This window comes from Micromonospora sp. AKA38 (genome assembly GCF_027925725.1).
Taxonomy (GTDB): domain Bacteria; phylum Actinomycetota; class Actinomycetes; order Mycobacteriales; family Micromonosporaceae; genus Micromonospora.
On the sequence record NZ_BNEI01000007.1, the window covers coordinates 323426 to 340800 of the forward strand.

Genomic DNA, 17375 nt, shown 5'->3' on the forward strand with positions numbered 1-17375 from the left:
GCCGTACCGGCTCCGCAGCCCGGCGGCCCGGCCGCCGGGACGGGCGGCTCAGTCGCCGTGTTCCGCGGTGGCCGCCGGGACGTCACCCCAGACCGCCTTCGCCCCGGACTCGCCCACCCGGTAGACCTGGACCAGGTTCGCCGCGGCCACCACCACCGCCAGCACGGCCACCACCACGCCCGGCACGCCGGGTCCGGTCGTCGCCCCGGCACCGGCCGGCCGCTCCGCCCGGCGCCGCAACCAGACCAGGGCGACGGCGACGACCAGCAACGGCAACGCGAACCAGAGCAGTTGGTCGCCCAGCTCGGCGTGCCGGCCCGGGTCGCCGACCCGCCGCTCCAGGCTCTCCCCGCTCTCGGTGGCGAGCGGGATCGCTGCGGTGGCCAGCGCGGCGACCAGCACCACGAGCCACCCGAAGCGGCCCCGCCAGGCGGGGCGTACGGCCAACGCGACCACGCCCAGCGCGGCCAGCGGCAGCAGGACCACCACGGCGTGCACCACCAGCGGATGCAGGGGCAGTCCGTTCACGGAGTCCGGCACGATGATCTCCTCGGCGGTGGGGTCCGGTTCGGGCCCACAGTGCCCGGCAGTTCTTGCGAAGTTCTTACGCCGGGCCCGCTCAGGCGGGCGGCAGCAGCAGCGTGAAGGTGGCGCCGCGACCCGGCGCACCGGCCACCTCGACCGTGCCCCGGTGCGCCTGTGCCACATGCTGGACCAGGGCGAGACCGAGGCCGAACCGCCGGCCGGCCCCGGCCGTGCCGTACGCGAACCGCGCGAACAGGCGGTCCGCCTCCGCCGGGTCCAGGCCGACCCCGTCGTCGGCGACCTCGGCGGCGATCCGCCCGTCCCGACGGGACACGGTCACCGTGACGTGCCCGCCCGCCGGCACGTGCCCGACGGCGTTGTCCACCAGCGCGGTCACTGCCCGGCGCAGGGCCGGTCCGGCGCCCCGGACCAGCGCCGGACCGGCCGCCACCAGCCGTAGCTCCACCCGCCGCTCGCCGGCGTACGCGGACATGCTGCCCACCACCTCGCGGGCCACCTCGGTCAGGTCCACCGCGGCGTCCGGCAACGGCTGGTGCTCGGCGGCGGCCGACACCAGCAGGTCCTCCACCACCTCGCCGAGCGCCCGGGTGTCCGCCACGAGCTGGTCGAGCTGCCCGGCCAGCCCCTGGGCCGGCTGTTCCCGGGCCCGCCGGGCCAGCAGTTGCGCCCGGGTGTGCAGCACGGTCAGCGGGGCACGCAGCTCGTGCGAGGCGTCCGCCACGAACCGGCGTTGCATGCCCAACGCGGCGGCCAGCGGGGCGACCGCCCGGCGGGCCAGCAGTGTCGCGGTCACCAGCGCACCGGCCAGCCCGGCCAGCTCGGCCACCAGCAGCGCGAGGCCGAGCTGCCCCTGCCGGCGTCGGAGCGGGGCCAGCTCGGCGGCGACCGCCCAGCGGGTGCCGTCGGACCGGCGCGCCACCGCCACCCGGACCGGCCGGTCGTCGCCGGCCGTCGCGTCGTGACGGCCGGGCGGACGGCGTACCGCCTCGTCGAGCACGCGGGTCAGCTCCGGGGACGCGCCCGGCGTCACCTCGACGACCGGGTCGCCGGGGCGCTGCCGCGCCAGGAACTGCCCCGGCGGCGGATCGTCGACGTCCTCGGCGGCGGCCAGCACCCGGGTCAGCTCACCGTCCAACGCCCGGGACTCCTGCCGGCTGGTCAGCGCGAACATCAGCGCGCCGACGAGCAACAGGACCAGCCCGATCGCGCCGGCGGTCTGCGCCACGCTGCGCCGGCGGGCACGAGCGAGCCGGGCCTCGTCCACGCTCAGCCGGCCCCGAGCCGGTAACCCAGCCCGTGCACCGTCCGGACGGCGTCCCGCCCCAGCTTCCGGCGCAGGTGGTGGACGCAGGCGTCGACGGTGCCGGGCGCGTCGGCGCGGTCGAACGCGGTGCTGAGCAGCTCCGCCCGGGTGAAGACCTTGCGGGGCCGCCCGGCGAGGGCGTGCAGCACGGCGAACTCGCGGGCGGAGAGCGGGATCTCCTCGGCGCCGTCGACCACCCGACGATTGCCCACGTCGAGCCGGCCGCGGCCCAGCGGCAACCAGCTCGCGCCGTCCGGGTGGCGGCGGCGCAACGCCCGCAGCCGGGCCGACAGCTCCGCCACCTCGAACGGCTTGACCAGGTAGTCCTCCGCCCCGGCGTCCAGGCCGGCGACCCGGTCGTGCACCGCGCCACGGGCGGTGAGCAGCAGCACCGGGCAGGCGACGCCGTGCGCCCGCAGCCGGGTGACCAGTTCCAGCCCGTCCAGCACCGGCAGCCCCCGGTCGACCACCATGACCTGGTAGTCCCGGGTCAGCGCCCGGTGCAGCCCGAGGTGGCCGTCGCCGGCCACGTCGACGTCGTACCCCTCCTCGGTGAGCAGGTCGACGAGGAGACCGGACAGGGCGCGGTCGTCCTCGACCAGCAGCAGGCGGGGACGGCTCTCCACCCGGCCAGTATTCACCCGGCGGGTCGGCGGGTCAGTGGTCCCCGGCCGGGATCGGGTCGTCGTACTGGCCGGACGGGCCGGCCAGCGGCTCGCCAGCCACCAGTGGCCACGCGTTCGGCGTGCAGCCGTGCAGGCCGAGCGTCTGCTGCACCATCACCGGCGCCGGGCCGCCGGCCCGGGGGCAGCGCTCGTGGCCGTGGCCGAGCCGGTGGCCCACCTCGTGGTTGAGCAGGTAGTGCCGGTAGAGGCCGAGGTCGGGCACGTGCGGCACGCCGTACACCCAGCGGGCCACGTTGATCACCACCCGGTCGCCGTTGCGGCAGGACGTGTAGCGGTCGGTCGGGTCGCCGCACAGCTCGCCCCGGGTGACCGGCGTGGTCAGCAGCACGGTGAAGTCGGCCGGCGCGTCCCGGCCCACCCGTTGCAGCCGCCACCGGCCGTCACCGGTCCAGCCGCGCGGGTCGGCGAGCGTCGCCGCGACCTCCCGGGCGAAGCGCTCCACGTCCACGTTGCGGATGCCGTCCTCGACCGCGACCCGGTAACGCAGCAGCTCACCGCCGCGCCCGGCGACCGCGCCGGTGGTGTCGGCGGTGCGGAACCCGCCCCCGCCCCGGAGCGGGTAGCCGATGGCGGGTGGCACCCGACCGGCTGCCGGGACCGGCGACGGAGCGACCTTCACCGGCGGGGCGGTCGCCGCCGGCGGGCGCGCGGACGGCATCGCCGCCGGCACGGTCCGGTCCACCCCGACCGAGGCCAGCAGCTCCGGATGGCGTCGCACGGCGTACCCACCGACCGCCGTGAGGCCGGTCACGACGAGCACCGCCGCGAACGCGCGGAGGCCGGCACCCGACCGTCGTCGGCGGCGGTGCACGCCCCGGTCCTGCCCGCCCACGTCGCTCTCCGTCCGTCGCCCCGCCCGCGTTCCGGCCAGGAGTACGGATACCAGGTCCGGACGGTTGAACGAAAGGGCCGGGTACCGTCTGTGCCGGGGTGGACGACCTGCCGCCTGTCGGATTCCAGGGGGAGCCACCCGTGTCACCAGCCGAGACGCTGCTCGACGACGCCCTCGCGGCGGCGCGCGGCACCGACGTACGCGCCGCCGAGCGCGCCCTCGACCGGCTGGTGGTGGGCGACGGCGCGGCGGTGGACGCGGCGCTGCTCGCCCGGCTCTCCCGTGCCGTGGGGCGGCTCTGGCCGCGCGGCTGGCAGCCGGTCGACGTGGACCGGCTCGCCACCCGCCGGCTGACCCCGCGCGGCGCCCGGCTGCTGCGCGACACGCTGGCCGCCCAGCGGCGCGCGCTGCCCGCACCGGTGCCGGCCTGGTTCGACGAGCAGCTCACCGACCTGGACGCCCGCTGGGACGCCGACGCGGGCTGGCTGGACCGCCGCGCCGACGGCGACCGGATCACCGCGTTGCGGGACGCGGTCGACGCGCTGGTGCTGGTCGGGTCACTGCCGCCGATCGCGGTGCTCCGGCCACCGCCCGGCGCCGCCGCCGTCCCGCTCGCCGCCGTGCCGGCCACCGGTTCCCGGATGCTCGACCGGGTACGCGCGTTGCTGGCCAAGGCCGAGTCGAGCGGCTACCCGGCCGAGGCGGAGGCGTTCACCGCGAAGGCGCAGGAGCTGATGGCCCGGCACAGCATCGACGCGGCGCTGCTCGACGCCACCGCCGAGCGGCCCGACCAGCCGGGCGGGATGCGCCTCGGCACCGATGCCCCGTACGCGGCGGCGAAGGCGCTGCTGATCCAGGAGGTGGCGGCGGCGAACCGGTGCGAGTCGGTCTGGTCCGACGACCTGGGCTTCGCCACCGTGCTCGGGTTCCCGGCCGACCTGGCCGCGGTCGAACTGCTGCACACGTCGCTACTGGTGCAGGCCACCGCCGCGATGCTGCGCGGACGCGGCGATCGCAGTGGGCGCGGCAAGGGCGGCGGCCGGCGTACGAAGGGTTACGACGAGTCGTTCCTCAACGCGTTCGCGCTGCGGATCGGGGAGCGGTTGCGGGCGGCCAGCACGGCGGCGGCCGAGGAACACGCCGACGACCGGCTGCTGCCGGTGCTGGCGGCCCGGACGGATGCCGTCCGGGAACGCGCCGACCAGCTCTTTCCCGGCACCACCCGGCACCGGCTCCAGGTGCGTGACACGGAGGGGTGGAGTTCCGGCACCACCGCCGCCGACCGCGCCTCGCTGGACGCCGGCCGCCCCGCGCCCCGCCCCCTGCGCGGCCCTCGCTGACCGACTCTGCGGGCGGGGGCGCTTGTGGAAGTTCACCGTCGAGCGTCCGCCTGACGAGCCGCCCGCCGCAGTCCTTCCACATGGCGGATAATTCTTCTCGCATGTCGGGCGCAGAGAGATCTTGGAAACTACGTGCCCCTCCAGGGGCCACTTCGCTCCAAGATCTCGGACGGTTCGGGCCGAGCCCGCCCTTTCGAAGGGCAGGGCGGTGATCATCGCTTCTGGAACGTGATCGATGCGTAGTGCGCGAACCGCTCCACGGCCCAGTCGAACTGGGCACAGGTATGCCGATCCTGGCACTGCAGGCAGCCTCGCCACGGCCGACCGGTGGAGGAAGCCCAGTGAAGTTCCCACTGTCTCCACCTTGCCGGGTTGTTCACTTCTCCGACCAGGTTTCGGCTGGCAGCATGATCTCCGCTGAAGTCCAGGAGAGCCGACCATGCCGACCCGACCACCCCATTACCGGCGCGTCGCCGATGACATCGAGGCCAAGATCCGGTCGGGCGAGTATGCGCCGGGCCGACAACTGCCCTCGGTCTCCGAGATCGGTGAGTTGTACAACGTCGCCCGCTCGACGGCCTACCGGGCGGTGAAGGAGCTGCACGCCCGAAACCTGATCTACGGCCAGCAGGGTCAGGGCGTCTTCGTCGCCGAGTCCGAATAACTTCCCACCCCTCCCCATGACGCGACGTGTCGGATCGGGCCGGCCGGCTCCGACCCGTCTGCGAGGCGCCACCGACGGTGGCCCGTACCCGAGGAGTGGACCGTGAAGTACATGCTGCTGATCTGGAACCGGCCCGGCTTCGCCGACGAGCTGACCGAGGCGGAGCGCACCGCGATCTTCGGCGAGGTCGACGAGATCATGAAGACGCTGACCGAGTCCGGTGAGCTGGTCGGCGGGGAGGCGCTGGCCGACCCGTCGCAGACCCGGACCGTACGCCCCGCGGGCGGCGGCACGGAGATCACCGACGGCCCGTTCGTGGAGAGCAAGGAGCAGTTCGCCGGCTATCTGACGGTCGACTGCGAGACCCCGGAGCGGGCCGTCGAGATCGCCGCGAGCTGGCCGGACGTGCGGCTCGGCTTCGGCGTGCTGGAGGTGCGCGCGGTGATGGAGCAGGCCGGGACGGAGATGTGACCTCCCGGGCGGTCGAGGACCTGCTGCGGACACTCGCGCCGCAGGTCCTCGGCGTGCTCGTCCGCCGGCACGGCCAGTTCTACGCCTGCGAGGACGCGGTCCAGGAGGCGCTGCTCGCCGCCGCCACCGGGTGGCCGGCGCAGGGCGTGCCGGAGCATCCCCGTGCCTGGCTGGTCACCGTGGCCACCCGCCGACTCACCGACGAGTGGCGCAGCGAACACGCCCGCCGGGCGCGCGAGGTCGCGGTGGCGGTCCGGCAGCCGGCGTACGCGGCGGTCGCCCCGCCCGCCGACGAGGAGCCGCCGAGCCGGGACGACACGTTGCGGCTGCTGTTCCTCTGCTGCCACCCGGCGCTGCCGGTCAACGCCCAGGTGGCGCTCACGCTGCGCGCGGTGGGCGGGTTGAGCACCGCCGAGATCGCGCGGGCGTACCTGGTGCCGGAAGCGACCATGAGCCAGCGGATCCGCCGCGCCAAGCAGCGGATCGAGGCGGCCGGGGCACGCTTCACGCTCCCGTCGGGAGCCGACCGGGACGAACGGCTGGGCGCGGTGCTGCGCGTGCTCTACCTGGTCTTCAACGAGGGCTACACCGCGTCCAGCGGGGACACGCTGCACCGGGTCGAGCTGACCGGGGAGGCGATCCGGCTGGCCCGGGAGCTGCACCGGCTGCTGCCGGACCAGGGCGAGGTGGCCGGGCTGCTGGCGCTGATGCTGCTCACCGACGCGCACCGGGCCGCCCGGGTGGGACCGGACGGGGAACTGGTGCCGCTGGCCGAGCAGGACCGCACCCGCTGGGACACCGCTGCCGTGGCGGAGGGGATCGCGCTGGTGACCGACGCGTTGACCTGGTCGGCGCCCGGCCCGTACCAGGTGCAGGCCGCCATCGCCGCGGTGCACGCGGAGGCGCCCACCGCCGCGACCACGGACTGGCCGCAGATCGTGGCGCTCTACCGGGTGCTGGCCCGGCTCGCGCCCAACCCGATGGTCACGCTCAACCAGGCGGTCGCGGTGGCCATGGTGGACGGCCCCCGGGCCGGCCTGGCGATGCTCGCGCCGCTGCACGTCGACGACCGGACCGCCGGCCACCACCGCCTCGCCGCCGTCCGCGCCCACCTGCTCGAACTGGCCGGCGACCGGGCGGACGCCCGGACCGCCTACCTGGCCGCCGCCCGGGCCACCACCAGCCTGCCCGAGCGGCGTTACCTGGAGGTACGCGCGGCGCGGCTGGCCGCCGAGCGATGAGTTCCGCCGACCCGGCGGGTCCACCCCTCATGGGAGAGGTCACCAGTCAACTGTCGATGTCGTTGGACGGGTACGTGGCCGCGCCGGGTCAGAGCGTGCAGGATCCGCTCGGGCAGGGCGGCCTGCGGCTGCACGAGTGGGCGTTCGCCACCGAGAGCTGGCGCGCGCAGCACGCCCTCACCGGCGGGGAACGCAACGTCGACGCCGACGTGGTCGAGGAGATGACCGCCGGCGTCGGGGCGTACGTGATGGGCCGGCGCATGTTCGGCGGCGGCGAGGGGCCGTGGGACCGGGCCTGGACCGGGTGGTGGGGTGCCGATCCGCCGTTCCGTACCCCGGTGTTCGTGCTGACCCATCACCCGCGGGCGTCGCTGCTGATGGCCGGCGGCACGGAGTTCCACTTCGTCACCGACGGCGCCGAGGCGGCGCTGGAGCAGGCCCGGGAGGCGGCCGGTGACCGCGACGTCTGCGTGGCCGGTGGCGGCAGCACGGTACGCGGCTACCTGGCGGCGGGCCTGCTCGACTCGCTCTGGCTGCACGTGGTGCCGATCGTGCTGGGCGGCGGCACGCCACTCTTCGACGGACCGCTGGACGCGACCCTGACGCCGGAACGGGTGGTCGCGGGTCCCACCGTCACCCACATCCGCTACCGCGTGCCGCGCTGACCCGGCGTCGCGTCAGCGCGAGCGCCCCTCGCCACGTAGCACGCCGGGCCGGCCCGAAGGCCGGCCCGGTGGGGTGTGCGAGCGTACGTCAGCTCTTGAAGGCGTCCTTGATCTTCTCGCCGGCCTGCTTGAGCTTGGCGCCGGCCTGGTCGTTGCGGCCCTCGGCCTCGAGGCGCTCGTTGTCGGTCGCCCGGCCGATGCCCTCCTTGACCTTGCCCGCGGTGTCCTGGGAAGCGTTGTCGATCTTGTCGTCGAGACCCATGGGAACCTCCAGCTCAACAGTTGCGTGACGACAACGAGTTACCCAACCGGTCGCCCGCCCAACCATGCCGGTGCCCGGCGTCACCCGATCGGGCGAAAGCGCCGCAGCCGCAGGCTGTTCGCCACCACGAACGCCGACGAGAAGGCCATCGCCGCGCCGGCGAGCATCGGGTTGAGCAGCCCGGCGGCGGCCAGCGGCAGCGCGGCCACGTTGTAGGCGAACGCCCAGAACAGGTTGCCCTTGATGATCGTCAACGTGCGGCGGGAGAGCCGGATGGCGTCCGCCGCAGCCAGCAGGTCGCCCCGCACCAGCGTCAGGTCGGCGGCCTCGATGGCCACGTCGGTGCCGGTGCCCATGGCCAGCCCGAGGTCGGCGCGGGCCAGCGCGGCGGCGTCGTTGACCCCGTCCCCGACCATGGCCACCACCCGGCCCTCGCCCTGGAGCCGCTCGACCACGGCCACCTTGTCGGCGGGCAGCACCTCCGCGATCACCTCGTCGATGCCCACCTCGGCGGCCACCGCCCCGGCCACGGTGGCGTTGTCGCCGGTGAGGAGCACCGGGGTGAGCCCCAGGCCGCGCAGCCGTTCGACCGCCGCCCGGCTGGTCGGCTTCACCGCGTCGGCCACCGCGAGCACGCCCCGGGCCCGCCCGTCCCAGCCGGCCAGGACCGCCGTGCGGCCGGCGGCCTCCGCGCCGGTCGCGGCGCGCACGACCTCCTCGGGTACGTCGAGACCGCGCTCCCGGAGCAGTCGGAGCCGCCCGACCACCACGCTCCGGCCGTCGACCGTGCCGGTCACGCCGAGCCCCTCGGCGTTCGCGAAGTCGCCGACGGCGGGCGTCGGCCCGGCCTCGGCCGCGCCCTCGGCGACCGCCCGCGCGATCGGGTGCTCGGAGGCCGCCTCCAGCGCGCCGGCCAGCCGGAGCAGTTCGCCGGCGTCCTCGCCGGCGGCGGGCAGCACCTCGGCCAGCGTCATCCGGCCGGTGGTGACGGTGCCGGTCTTGTCCAGCACCACGGTGTCCACCCGGCGGGTGGACTCCAGCACCTCCGGTCCCTTGATCAGCACGCCGAGCTGCGCGCCGCGCCCGGTGCCGACCAGCAGCGCGGTCGGGGTGGCCAGGCCGAGCGCGCACGGGCACGCGATGATCAGCACGGCCACGGCGGCGGTGAACGCGGCGGTCGGCCCGGCGCCGGTGCCGAGCCACCAGCCCAGCGTGCCGGCGGCCAGGGCGATCACGATCGGCACGAACACGCCGGAGATCCGGTCGGCGAGGCGCTGCACCGCCGCCTTGCCGGTCTGCGCCTGTTCCACCAGTCGGGCCATCTGGGCGAGCTGGGTGTCGCCGCCGATCCGGGTGGCCCGGACCACCAGCCGGCCACCGGCGTTGACGGTGGCGCCCACCACGGCGTCACCCGGCCCGACCTCGACCGGCACCGACTCGCCGGTGAGCATGCTGGCGTCGACCGCCGAGGTGCCCTCCTCGACCACGCCGTCGGTGGCGATCTTCTCGCCGGGCCGGACCACGAACCGGTCGGCGACCGCGAGCTGGTCGACCGGGATCCGGACCTCCGACCCGCCGCGCAGCACCGCCACGTCCTTCGCGCCCAACTCCAGCAGGGCCCGCAGCGCGGAGCCGGCGGTGCGCTTGGCCCGCGTCTCGAAGTAACGCCCGGCCAGGATGAAGGCGGTCACCCCGGCGGCGGCCTCCAGGTAGATGTTGCCGGCGCCGTCGCCGCGGGTGATGTCGAACCGGAACGGGTGCGTCATCCCGGGCATCCCGGCGTCGCCGAGGAAGAGCGCCCAGAGCGACCAGCCGAACGCGGCCAGCGTGCCGAGCGAGACCAGCGTGTCCATGGTCGCCGCGCCGTGCCGCAGGTTGACCAGCGCGGCCCGGTGGAACGGCAGCCCGCCCCAGACCACCACCGGCGCGGCGAGCGTGAGCGAGGCCCACTGCCAGTAGTCGAACTGCCAGGCCGGCACCATGGCCAGCACGATCACCGGCAGCGTCAGCACCGCGGAGACCCACAGCCGGGTGCGCGCCACCCGCAGCTCGTCCACCGGCTCGGCGGCCGCGACCTCCCCGGCGCGGGCGGGCGGCGGCGGCACCTCTGCCGTGTAGCCGGTCTTCTCCACGGTGGCGATCAGGTCGGCCGGCGCGATGTCGTCGGCGTACCGGACGGTGGCCTTCTCGGTGGCGTAGTTCACCGTGGCCTCGACGCCGTCCATCCGGTTGAGCTTCTTCTCGATCCGGGCGGCGCAGGACGCGCAGGTCATGCCGCCGATCGCGAGTTCGATCAGGTTCGGCGCGGTCGGCAGCGTCTTTCCCGTGGTGGTCATCGCGACACCTCCCCGGTCAACTGTGCCCGTGCCCCGGCGTGCCGTGTCCGGCGTCCGGGGTCGGTGCGGTGGTGGGTGCCGGCGCGGGCTGGGCGCCGGCCAGGACGGTGAACTCGGCGGTGTGCACCGCGTCGCCGTGGCGGAAGTCCAGGTAGAGACGGTACGCCCCGGCGGACGGCACCTCGGCCGCGAACGTGACCGCCGGCCCGGCGGGCGTGCGCCCGTCGTCGGGCGTGCCCTCCGGGTGCACGTGCAGGTAGGCCAGGTCGCCCTGGCGCAGCGCCACCAGGTGCCCGTACGCGCCGAGGTAGGGCTGGAGGTCGGTGACCGGGCGACCGGCCCGGCTGACGGTGAGCGTGAGCCGGCTGGTGCGACCGGGCTCCGGCGTGCCGGTGAGCGTGACCGTGTAGCCGTCGACCGTGGCGGTGGTGGCCGGTGCCGGCAGCGGCCGGGCGGTCAGCGGGCCGGGGACGGTGACGTCGACGCCGAGCGTCAGTGGCTCGCCGCCGGTCGGCGTGAAGTCGGCGAACGCCCGCCAGACGCCGGGCCCGGCGAGCGGCGAGGCGACCCGCCAGGTGCCGTCGGCGGCCAGCTCCGGGTGCACGTGCCGGAAGCCGGACAGGTCGCGGCGGGCGACGATCAGGTGCATGCGCCTGTCGTGCGCCACGTCGTAGCGGGTGACCGGTGCGCCGTCCGGGCCGGTGATCCGGAACGCGAACTCGCCGGCCGGGGCGGTCACCGGCTGGAGCGTGTAGCCCTGCTCGGAGACCAGCAGCCCGCCGGGCAGGTGCGCGCCGCCGGCGCTCTCGTCGCCGTGGCCGGCGGCTCCGTGGTCGGTGTCGGTGGTGTCGTGCCGGGTCTCGGCGGCCGGGGCGGCGGGACCGGCCACGTGACCGATCCCGTACGCCCCGGCGAACACCGCCGCGAGGCCGAGCGCGAAGCCACTCAGCTTCGTCGCCGTGTTCATGGTGCCTCCTCGGTTCTGCGGGTCCGCGGACCCGTCACGCCCCGGCGAGGTCGTAGCCGGCCTCGTCGACGGCGGCGCGGACGGCGTCCGCGGCCAGTGGTTCCCGGCTGGTGACGGTGACCCGGCCGGTGGCCAGGTTGACCTGGACGTCGGTGACGCCCGGCAGCGCGCTCAGCTCGGTGCTGACCGCGTCGACGCAGTGCCCGCAGGTCATGCCCCGCACCTGGTACGTGGTGTTCATCTCGCCCTCCGATCTGATACCCCCTGGGGGTACGAGTCGAACGGTACCATACCCCCGAGGGGTACGGTATCCTCGACGCATGACCACGCCGTCCACCCCGGTCCGGGGCTACACCGCCAGCAAGGACCAACTGCTCGCGCGGCTCCGCCGCATCGAGGGGCAGGTCCGGGGCATCGAGAAGATGGTCGAGGACGACCGTTACTGCATCGACGTGCTGACCCAGATCTCCGCCATCCAGGCCGCGCTGGACAAGGTCGCGCTGGGCCTGCTCGACGGCCACGCCCGGCACTGCATGCACGAGGGCGCCGCCGAGGGCCGCGCCGACGAGATGGCGACCGAGATGATGGCCGCCGTGGGCCGCCTCATGAAGCGCGGCTGACCCTCCCCACCCCACCCCCACCCCGCCCCGCCCCGCCGATCTTGCAGTTGCGGCCCACGAAACGCCCCGTTCGCGCCGTTTGCCAGGGCCGCAAGTGCAAGATCGCGCAGGTGGGGTGGCTACCATGACCCGGCGGCGACCCCGGGCGTGGACAGGACGCGTCCGCGCCGGCCGGTGGACGACCGGCCGGTGAACCGGTGCGCCGCGACCCGCAGGGAGAGCCACCGTGGGCGCCGACCACACCCGTCCCGCCCCCGCCGCGCCGCCGGGCGTACGCCGGCTCCTGCTCGCGACCGTGGTGCCGCTCTTCGTGCTCACCGTGCTCGCGGCGCTGGTGCTCTGGCCCCGGGGCGGCGGCCCCGAGCCGGCCGAAGCCGAGAACGTGCCGCGCCACCACGGCACGGTGACCCGGGTGGTGACCGAGCCCTGCCCGCCCACGCCGGAGGCCCCCGAGGGCGGCGGCGGCCGGTGCGGCACCGTGACGGTCGCCGCGGAGCAGGGCCCGGACGCCGGCCGGCAGGTCGAGACGCCGATCCCGGACGGGCCCGGGGCACCACGCGTCGAGGTCGGCGACGAGGTGATCCTGGTCGAGCTGACCGACCCGGCCGACCCGTCGGTGAAGGCGTACAACATCGCCGAGCACCAGCGGGCCACGCCGTTGATCTGGCTGGTGGCGCTCTTCGCCGCCGCGATCGTGGCGTTCGGGCGCTGGCGCGGGCTGGCCGCGTTGGGTGGCCTGGTGGCGAGCTTCGCCATCCTGCTCGGCTTCGTGCTGCCCGGGATCGGCGCCGGCCGGTCCCCGCTGCCGGTGGCGATCGTCGGCGCCGCGCTGATCATGTTCGTGGTGCTCTACCTGACCCACGGCATCAGCGCGCAGACGTCGGTGGCGGTGCTCGGCACGCTCGGCAGCCTGGTGGTCACCGGCGTGCTGGGCACGCTCGCCACCGCCGCCACCCACCTGACCGGCTTCGGCAGCGAGGACGCCACCACGCTCTCCATGTTCCAGGGCGGCGTGGACCTGCACGGGCTGCTGCTGGCCGGCATCATCATCGGCTCGCTGGGCGTGCTGGACGACGTCACGGTCACCCAGGCGGCCACCGTCACCGAGCTGGCGCACGCCAACCCCGACCTCTCCCGACGGCAGCTCTACCGGGCGGCCACCCGGGTGGGCCGGGCGCACATCGCGTCCACTGTCAACACCATCGTGCTGGCGTACGCGGGCGCCTCGCTGCCGCTGCTGCTCCTGCTGGTGGCCGACTCCCGCCCGGTGAGCGAGATCCTGACCAGCGAGTTCCTCGCCCAGGAGATCGTCCGCAGCGCGGTGGCGACCCTCGGTCTGATCGCCGCCGTACCGCTCACCACCGCGCTGGCCGCGGTCGTGGCCACCGCCGGGCGGCGCGGGCCGGCGGCCGGGGCGTCGCCGCCACCGCCGGGCCGGCCCCCGGCGGCCCGCGGCGAGGCGCTGGAGGCGCTCGGCGGGACGCCGACCGAACGGTGGCCCGACCGCCGGGGAAGTACGGATGTCGCATGGTGACACTCCGCAGCGTGACGGCGCGCGTGAAACGCGATGCTGGTCACGCTGGGCAATGTCGAATTCTCGCGATTGGTCGGCTTCCGGGCGTAGATCCCCGGTCGACATCTCGGGTAACCTCGCTGCCGGTCACCGCCGAAGGCGCGCACCCGCGCCTGCGGTGCCGCCGCCCAATCGCCTCCGGGCGAGCCGGGGAACCAGGTACATGGGGTGAATCCGCGTCAGCGGTAGGGGCCGCTTCCGTCCCGAACCCGTCAGCTAACCCGGTCGGCGGCCGACGGAAGGGAACACTGTGACGGCACCCCTGCGCCGCTGCTTGACACCCGTGGTGGCCGTGCTCGCCGCGCTCGCCGTGCTGGTCGGGCCGACCCCGGCGTCGGCGGCTCCGCACACCGCCGCCCCCAACCCCTCGGGGCACTCGGAGGACGACGACCCACCGCTGATCAGCGAGGCCGTCACCGCCGCCAACCGGGCCTACCTCCAGGCCAAGTCCAAGCTGGACACGTCGCGCAAGCGGCAGCTCAAGCTCGCGCTCGAGGTGAAGGCGGCGCAGAACGAGCTCGACGCGCTCAGCCCGCAGGTCACCGAGATCGCCGCGCAGTCCTACCGCACCGGTCGGGTCGGTGCGATGGCGATGCTGCTGGAGAGCGACTCGCCCGACTCGTTCGTCCGTCGGGCCAGCGCCCTGGACGAACTCAACCTGTTCAACGGGCAGCGGCTCGCCGCCATCAACGCGGTGAAGACGCGCGCCGAGCAGGCCAAGATCGCGCTCGACGCCGAGGTGCGCGAGCAGGAGAAGCAGACGAACGCGATGGCCCGCGAGAAGGTCGAGGCGCAGAAGGCGCTGAAGCTGGTCGGCGGGCTGGACTTCACCGGTGGCCTGGTCTCGGCCACCTCCCCGGTTGCCAAGATCGGCCCCGGCCGCACCGCCGACGGCGGGTGGAAGTCCGAGTCGTGCAGCGAGAACGACCCGACCACCTCCGGCTGCGTCACGCCGCGCACGCTGCACGCGTACAAGGAGGTCAAGCGCGCCGGCTTCAACCGCTTCGTGGGCTGTTACCGCCCCGGCGGGCCGTGGGAGCACCCCAAGGGCAAGGCGTGCGACTGGTCGTTGCAGAACAGCGGCTTCTCGCCGTGGCACAACAACGACACCCGCCGGTACGGCAACGAGGTGGCCGCCTTCCTCATCCGTAACGCCGACCGACTGGGCATCTACTACGTGATCTGGAACCGGCAGATCTGGTTCCCGGCGACCGGCTGGAGTTCCTACAGCGGGCCCTCGAACCACACCGACCACGTGCACATGTCACTGCTCTGACGCGTACGCGAGAAGGGGCCGCCTCCGGGCGGCCCCTTTCGTGTGTCCGGGGGTGGTCAGCCGGCGAGCGCCGGGTCCGCCGGTGCGGCCGGCGCGGGCACCGGGGCCGGGGACTGCGCCACCGTCCGCACCTCACCGCCGCTCAGCCGGTACGACATGCCGGCCACCGAGCACGCTCCCGCGGCCACCCGCTCGGCGAGCACCGTCGAGCGGGCCAGCAGGGTCTCCACGGTCTGCGCGATGTGGACGTCGATGATGCCGTCGAGGTCCTCGACCTCCTGCCGGGCGGCCCGGAGCAGGCTGGGCGAGACGGCGTCCACCACCGCGCCCAGGTGCCCGGCCGGCGCGGAGCCGGTGCGGACCGCCTCGCGGGCCGCCTGGACCGCGCCGCACGAGTCGTGGCCGAGCACCACCACGAGCGGCGTGCCGAGCACGGTCACCGCGTACTCGACGCTGCCGAGCACCTCGGGGCCGGCGGTGTGCCCGGCGGTACGCACCACGAAGAGGTCGCCGAGACCGCGGTCGAAGATGATCTCGGCGGCGAGCCGGGAGTCGGAGCAGCCGACGATCACCGCGAACGGGTGCTGGCCCTCGGCGACCGCGGCCCGGCGCCCGGCGTCCTGGTTCGGATGCTGCGGCACACCGGTGACGAACCGGTGGTTACCGGCCCGTAGTTCGGCGAGTGCCTCGTCGGGAGTGCTCGGGATCATCGCTGCTCACCTCGTCCTCGGGCGGAACGACCGGGCCGGCGGTCGGCGGTGTCGGCCTCGCGACCCACCGTCACACGAGACCGATGGCACGTCAAGATTTCGTGATACGCATTTCATGCGTTATGCCTCGACCCGCTCCGGGTCCGGGTAACCGCCCGCCACGCCATACGATGACCACCATGGCGACCACACCAGGCGAGGACGGGAGCCGCCGGCACTGGACCTTCCTCACCAACCACGGGCACGTGCTGCTGGCCATCGCGCGCAACCCCACCGCGCGGCTGCGGGACGTGGCGGACGAGGTGGGCGTCACCGAGCGGGCGGCCCAGGCGATCGTCGCCGACCTGGAGGCCGGCGGCTACCTCCACCGCACCCGGGTGGGTCGGCGCAACGAGTACACGATCAACCCGAACGGCCGCTTCCGGCATCCCGCCGAGGCCGACCAGCAGGTCGGGGCGTTGCTCGACCTCTTCGCCGCCGAACCGGCGGCCACCGACGCCACCCCCGAGCGTTGACCACCGCCGGGCGGCCGTCCGTGCCCGCACACGTCCGGCCACGACGGTAATCTCACCGCGTGCGCGACAGCTTGCGGCCGGGCCGGACGACGGGACGCGCCCGGGCCGGCCACCGGGTCAGGTCCGTCCTGTCCGGAGCGGCGGTGGCCGCCCTCGTCGCCGGCGCGGCGGCGGTGCCGGCCCCGGCGGTGGCGGCACCGAAGTGCGGGCCCCCCGGCGGTCCGGCCCCCACCGAGGCGCCCTGGGCGCTGAGCCGGCTCGACCCGGCCGCGGCCTGGCGGGTCGGCAAGGGGCGGGGCGTCACCGTCGCGGTCGTCGACTCCGGCGTCTCACCGACCCACCCGTTGCTGCGCGGCCGGGTGCTGCCCGGCGAGGACTTCAACCGGCTGGTCCACCTGCGCGGGCAGTGCGACCTGGTCGGGCACGGCACCATGGTGGCCGGCATCATCGCCGGCCGGGAGGGCAGCGGTTCGCCCTACACCGGCATCGCACCGGAGGCCAAAATCCTGCCGCTGCGGGTGCTGGCGGAGAACAAGGAGAACTTCGACCCGGACGTGCCGGGTGAGATCGGCCGGGCGATCCGCTGGGCGGTCGACCACGACGCCGACGTGATCAACCTGTCCCTGGTCACGCTGGACGACCCGGCGTTGAGGTCGGCGGTCGCCCACGCGCTCGACAAGGGCGTGGTGGTGGTCGCCTCCGCCGGCAACCGGCAGGAGAACCGGGAGGACCGGCCGGCCTACCCGGCGGCGTACCCGGGGGTCATCGCCGTGGCCGGCATCGACGAGCAGGGCGGGCACGTCGGCAGCTCGGTCAGCGCGGACTACGTGGACATCGCCGGCCCCGGCCTGAACATCGTCGGCCCCGCGCCGCAGGGTGCGGGCTACCGGGCCGAGCCGCAGGGCGGGACGAGTTTCGCCACCGCGTACGTCTCCGGGGCGGCCGCGTTGGTGCGCGCCGCGTACCCGGACATCAGCCCCGACGAGGTGGCCTACCGGCTGACCCGCACCGCGGACAACCCGCCCGACGGGCACAACCCGCAGGTCGGCTACGGGATGGTCAATCCTTACCGGGCGGTGACCAGCCTGCTGGGCACCCGGAGCGACCCGCCGCTGGGCGCGATGCCGCCGCCCGCCCCGCGCACCGACCCGCTGGCCCGGCAGCGCACCGCGGCGATCTGGGCCGCCGTGGTCGGCACGCTGCTGGCCGGCGTGCTGCTGACGGTGCGCCCGATCCTGGTACGCGGCCGGCGACGCGGATGGCGACCCGGCCGGCGCGACGTCCCCCGGGACGCCTGACGCACGACCGGCCGGCGACGCGGACGGCCCCCGAGCCGGGGCGGGCCCGGGCCGCCGGGCCCGGAACACG

19 protein-coding genes and 1 riboswitch are annotated in these 17375 nt (G+C 75.0%); of the genes, 10 read left to right on the plus strand and 9 right to left on the minus strand.

Annotation, left to right across the window (positions count from 1 at the left end):
* Positions 1 to 48: 48 nt before the first annotated feature.
* The 4 genes from TPA0908_RS28740 to TPA0908_RS28755 all read right to left on the minus strand — a co-directional run bounded on the left by TPA0908_RS28740 (position 49) and on the right by TPA0908_RS28755 (position 3367).
* Positions 49 to 540: a DUF2231 domain-containing protein gene (locus tag TPA0908_RS28740; RefSeq protein WP_281943291.1), complete on the minus strand. Its 492-nt coding sequence runs from the start codon at positions 538 to 540 to the stop codon at positions 49 to 51.
* 79 nt (positions 541 to 619) lie between these two features.
* A complete protein-coding gene (locus tag TPA0908_RS28745) occupies positions 620 to 1810 on the minus strand; it encodes a sensor histidine kinase (protein WP_281943293.1) in 1191 nt (396 codons plus the stop codon).
* Between the two features lie 2 nt (positions 1811 to 1812).
* Positions 1813 to 2475 carry a response regulator transcription factor gene (locus TPA0908_RS28750; protein ID WP_281943295.1) on the minus strand — a complete coding sequence of 221 codons (663 nt, stop codon included), beginning with the start codon at positions 2473 to 2475 and terminating at the stop codon, positions 1813 to 1815.
* Between the two features lie 31 nt (positions 2476 to 2506).
* Complete coding sequence (locus TPA0908_RS28755) at positions 2507 to 3367, minus strand: DUF3152 domain-containing protein (RefSeq protein WP_281943296.1); 861 nt, start codon at positions 3365 to 3367, stop codon at positions 2507 to 2509.
* Positions 3368 to 3507: 140 nt separating this feature from the next.
* On the opposite strand from TPA0908_RS28755, the gene TPA0908_RS28760 reads away from it, so the two are divergent.
* The 5 genes from TPA0908_RS28760 to TPA0908_RS28780 all read left to right on the plus strand — a co-directional run bounded on the left by TPA0908_RS28760 (position 3508) and on the right by TPA0908_RS28780 (position 7748).
* On the plus strand, positions 3508 to 4707 hold the full coding sequence (locus TPA0908_RS28760; protein WP_281943298.1) for a DUF2786 domain-containing protein: 1200 nt from the start codon (positions 3508 to 3510) through the stop codon (positions 4705 to 4707).
* 439 nt (positions 4708 to 5146) lie between these two features.
* Positions 5147 to 5371: a GntR family transcriptional regulator gene (locus TPA0908_RS28765; protein WP_281943300.1), complete on the plus strand. Its 225-nt coding sequence runs from the start codon at positions 5147 to 5149 to the stop codon at positions 5369 to 5371.
* A gap of 111 nt (positions 5372 to 5482) precedes the next feature.
* The gene (locus TPA0908_RS28770; RefSeq protein ID WP_281943810.1) at positions 5483 to 5842 is read left to right on the plus strand and encodes a YciI family protein; all 360 of its coding nucleotides are present in this window, start codon (positions 5483 to 5485) and stop codon (positions 5840 to 5842) included.
* The gene (locus TPA0908_RS28775) at positions 5839 to 7083 is read left to right on the plus strand and encodes an RNA polymerase sigma factor (protein WP_281943302.1); all 1245 of its coding nucleotides are present in this window, start codon (positions 5839 to 5841) and stop codon (positions 7081 to 7083) included. Before TPA0908_RS28770 ends, TPA0908_RS28775 begins: the two co-directional genes overlap by 4 nt.
* Positions 7084 to 7112: 29 nt before the next feature.
* A complete protein-coding gene (locus TPA0908_RS28780; RefSeq protein ID WP_281943304.1) occupies positions 7113 to 7748 on the plus strand; it encodes a dihydrofolate reductase family protein in 636 nt (211 codons plus the stop codon).
* A gap of 88 nt (positions 7749 to 7836) precedes the next feature.
* Here TPA0908_RS28780 and TPA0908_RS28785 read toward each other — a convergent pair whose 3' ends face one another.
* The 4 genes from TPA0908_RS28785 to TPA0908_RS28800 form a co-directional block, all read right to left on the minus strand.
* Positions 7837 to 8010, minus strand: a complete 174-nt coding sequence (locus tag TPA0908_RS28785) for a CsbD family protein (protein ID WP_281943306.1) — start codon at positions 8008 to 8010, stop codon at positions 7837 to 7839.
* An 80-nt stretch (positions 8011 to 8090) separates the two neighbouring features.
* On the minus strand, positions 8091 to 10346 hold the full coding sequence (locus TPA0908_RS28790) for a heavy metal translocating P-type ATPase (protein ID WP_281943307.1): 2256 nt from the start codon (positions 10344 to 10346) through the stop codon (positions 8091 to 8093).
* A 16-nt stretch (positions 10347 to 10362) separates the two neighbouring features.
* Positions 10363 to 11313 carry a hypothetical protein gene (locus TPA0908_RS28795; RefSeq protein WP_281943309.1) on the minus strand — a complete coding sequence of 317 codons (951 nt, stop codon included), beginning with the start codon at positions 11311 to 11313 and terminating at the stop codon, positions 10363 to 10365.
* A 34-nt stretch (positions 11314 to 11347) separates the two neighbouring features.
* Positions 11348 to 11554 (minus strand): heavy-metal-associated domain-containing protein, encoded by a 207-nt coding sequence (locus TPA0908_RS28800; protein ID WP_281943311.1) that lies wholly within the window; start codon positions 11552 to 11554, stop codon positions 11348 to 11350.
* Between the two features lie 79 nt (positions 11555 to 11633).
* Here TPA0908_RS28800 and TPA0908_RS28805 point away from each other — a divergent pair, with 79 nt between their 5' ends.
* The 3 genes from TPA0908_RS28805 to TPA0908_RS28815 all read left to right on the plus strand — a co-directional run bounded on the left by TPA0908_RS28805 (position 11634) and on the right by TPA0908_RS28815 (position 14782).
* A complete protein-coding gene (locus TPA0908_RS28805; RefSeq protein ID WP_281943313.1) occupies positions 11634 to 11933 on the plus strand; it encodes a metal-sensitive transcriptional regulator in 300 nt (99 codons plus the stop codon).
* 226 nt (positions 11934 to 12159) lie between these two features.
* Positions 12160 to 13467: a YibE/F family protein gene (locus TPA0908_RS28810; RefSeq protein ID WP_281943315.1), complete on the plus strand. Its 1308-nt coding sequence runs from the start codon at positions 12160 to 12162 to the stop codon at positions 13465 to 13467.
* Positions 13468 to 13621: 154 nt separating this feature from the next.
* A riboswitch (cyclic di-AMP (ydaO/yuaA leader) is annotated at positions 13622 to 13752 on the plus strand.
* 4 nt (positions 13753 to 13756) lie between these two features.
* Positions 13757 to 14782 carry a coiled-coil domain-containing protein gene (locus TPA0908_RS28815; RefSeq protein ID WP_281943317.1) on the plus strand — a complete coding sequence of 342 codons (1026 nt, stop codon included), beginning with the start codon at positions 13757 to 13759 and terminating at the stop codon, positions 14780 to 14782.
* Between the two features lie 56 nt (positions 14783 to 14838).
* Here the strand turns inward: TPA0908_RS28815 and TPA0908_RS28820 are convergent, their stop codons facing one another.
* The gene (locus TPA0908_RS28820; RefSeq protein WP_281943319.1) at positions 14839 to 15492 is read right to left on the minus strand and encodes a carbonic anhydrase; all 654 of its coding nucleotides are present in this window, start codon (positions 15490 to 15492) and stop codon (positions 14839 to 14841) included.
* 170 nt (positions 15493 to 15662) lie between these two features.
* Here TPA0908_RS28820 and TPA0908_RS28825 point away from each other — a divergent pair, with 170 nt between their 5' ends.
* Both TPA0908_RS28825 and mycP read left to right on the plus strand, forming a co-directional pair.
* On the plus strand, positions 15663 to 16007 hold the full coding sequence (locus TPA0908_RS28825; protein ID WP_281943321.1) for a helix-turn-helix transcriptional regulator: 345 nt from the start codon (positions 15663 to 15665) through the stop codon (positions 16005 to 16007).
* Positions 16008 to 16066: 59 nt separating this feature from the next.
* Positions 16067 to 17305: a type VII secretion-associated serine protease mycosin gene (gene mycP / locus TPA0908_RS28830; RefSeq protein WP_281943323.1), complete on the plus strand. Its 1239-nt coding sequence runs from the start codon at positions 16067 to 16069 to the stop codon at positions 17303 to 17305.
* The last annotated feature ends 70 nt before the right edge of the window (positions 17306 to 17375 follow it).

Coding starts and splice junctions, on each gene's coding strand:
- TPA0908_RS28765 (WP_281943300.1), top strand. CDS start 5,147: ATGCCGACCCGACCACCCCATTACCGGCGCGTCGCCGATGACATCGAG.
- TPA0908_RS28770 (WP_281943810.1), top strand. CDS start 5,483: ATGCTGCTGATCTGGAACCGGCCCGGCTTCGCCGACGAGCTGACCGAG.
- TPA0908_RS28780 (WP_281943304.1), top strand. CDS start 7,113: ATGGGAGAGGTCACCAGTCAACTGTCGATGTCGTTGGACGGGTACGTG.
- TPA0908_RS28785 (WP_281943306.1), bottom strand. CDS start 8,010: ATGGGTCTCGACGACAAGATCGACAACGCTTCCCAGGACACCGCGGGC.
- TPA0908_RS28790 (WP_281943307.1), bottom strand. CDS start 10,346: ATGACCACCACGGGAAAGACGCTGCCGACCGCGCCGAACCTGATCGAA.
- TPA0908_RS28795 (WP_281943309.1), bottom strand. CDS start 11,313: ATGAACACGGCGACGAAGCTGAGTGGCTTCGCGCTCGGCCTCGCGGCG.
- TPA0908_RS28800 (WP_281943311.1), bottom strand. CDS start 11,554: ATGAACACCACGTACCAGGTGCGGGGCATGACCTGCGGGCACTGCGTC.
- TPA0908_RS28805 (WP_281943313.1), top strand. CDS start 11,634: ATGACCACGCCGTCCACCCCGGTCCGGGGCTACACCGCCAGCAAGGAC.
- TPA0908_RS28820 (WP_281943319.1), bottom strand. CDS start 15,492: ATGATCCCGAGCACTCCCGACGAGGCACTCGCCGAACTACGGGCCGGT.
- TPA0908_RS28825 (WP_281943321.1), top strand. CDS start 15,663: ATGACCACCATGGCGACCACACCAGGCGAGGACGGGAGCCGCCGGCAC.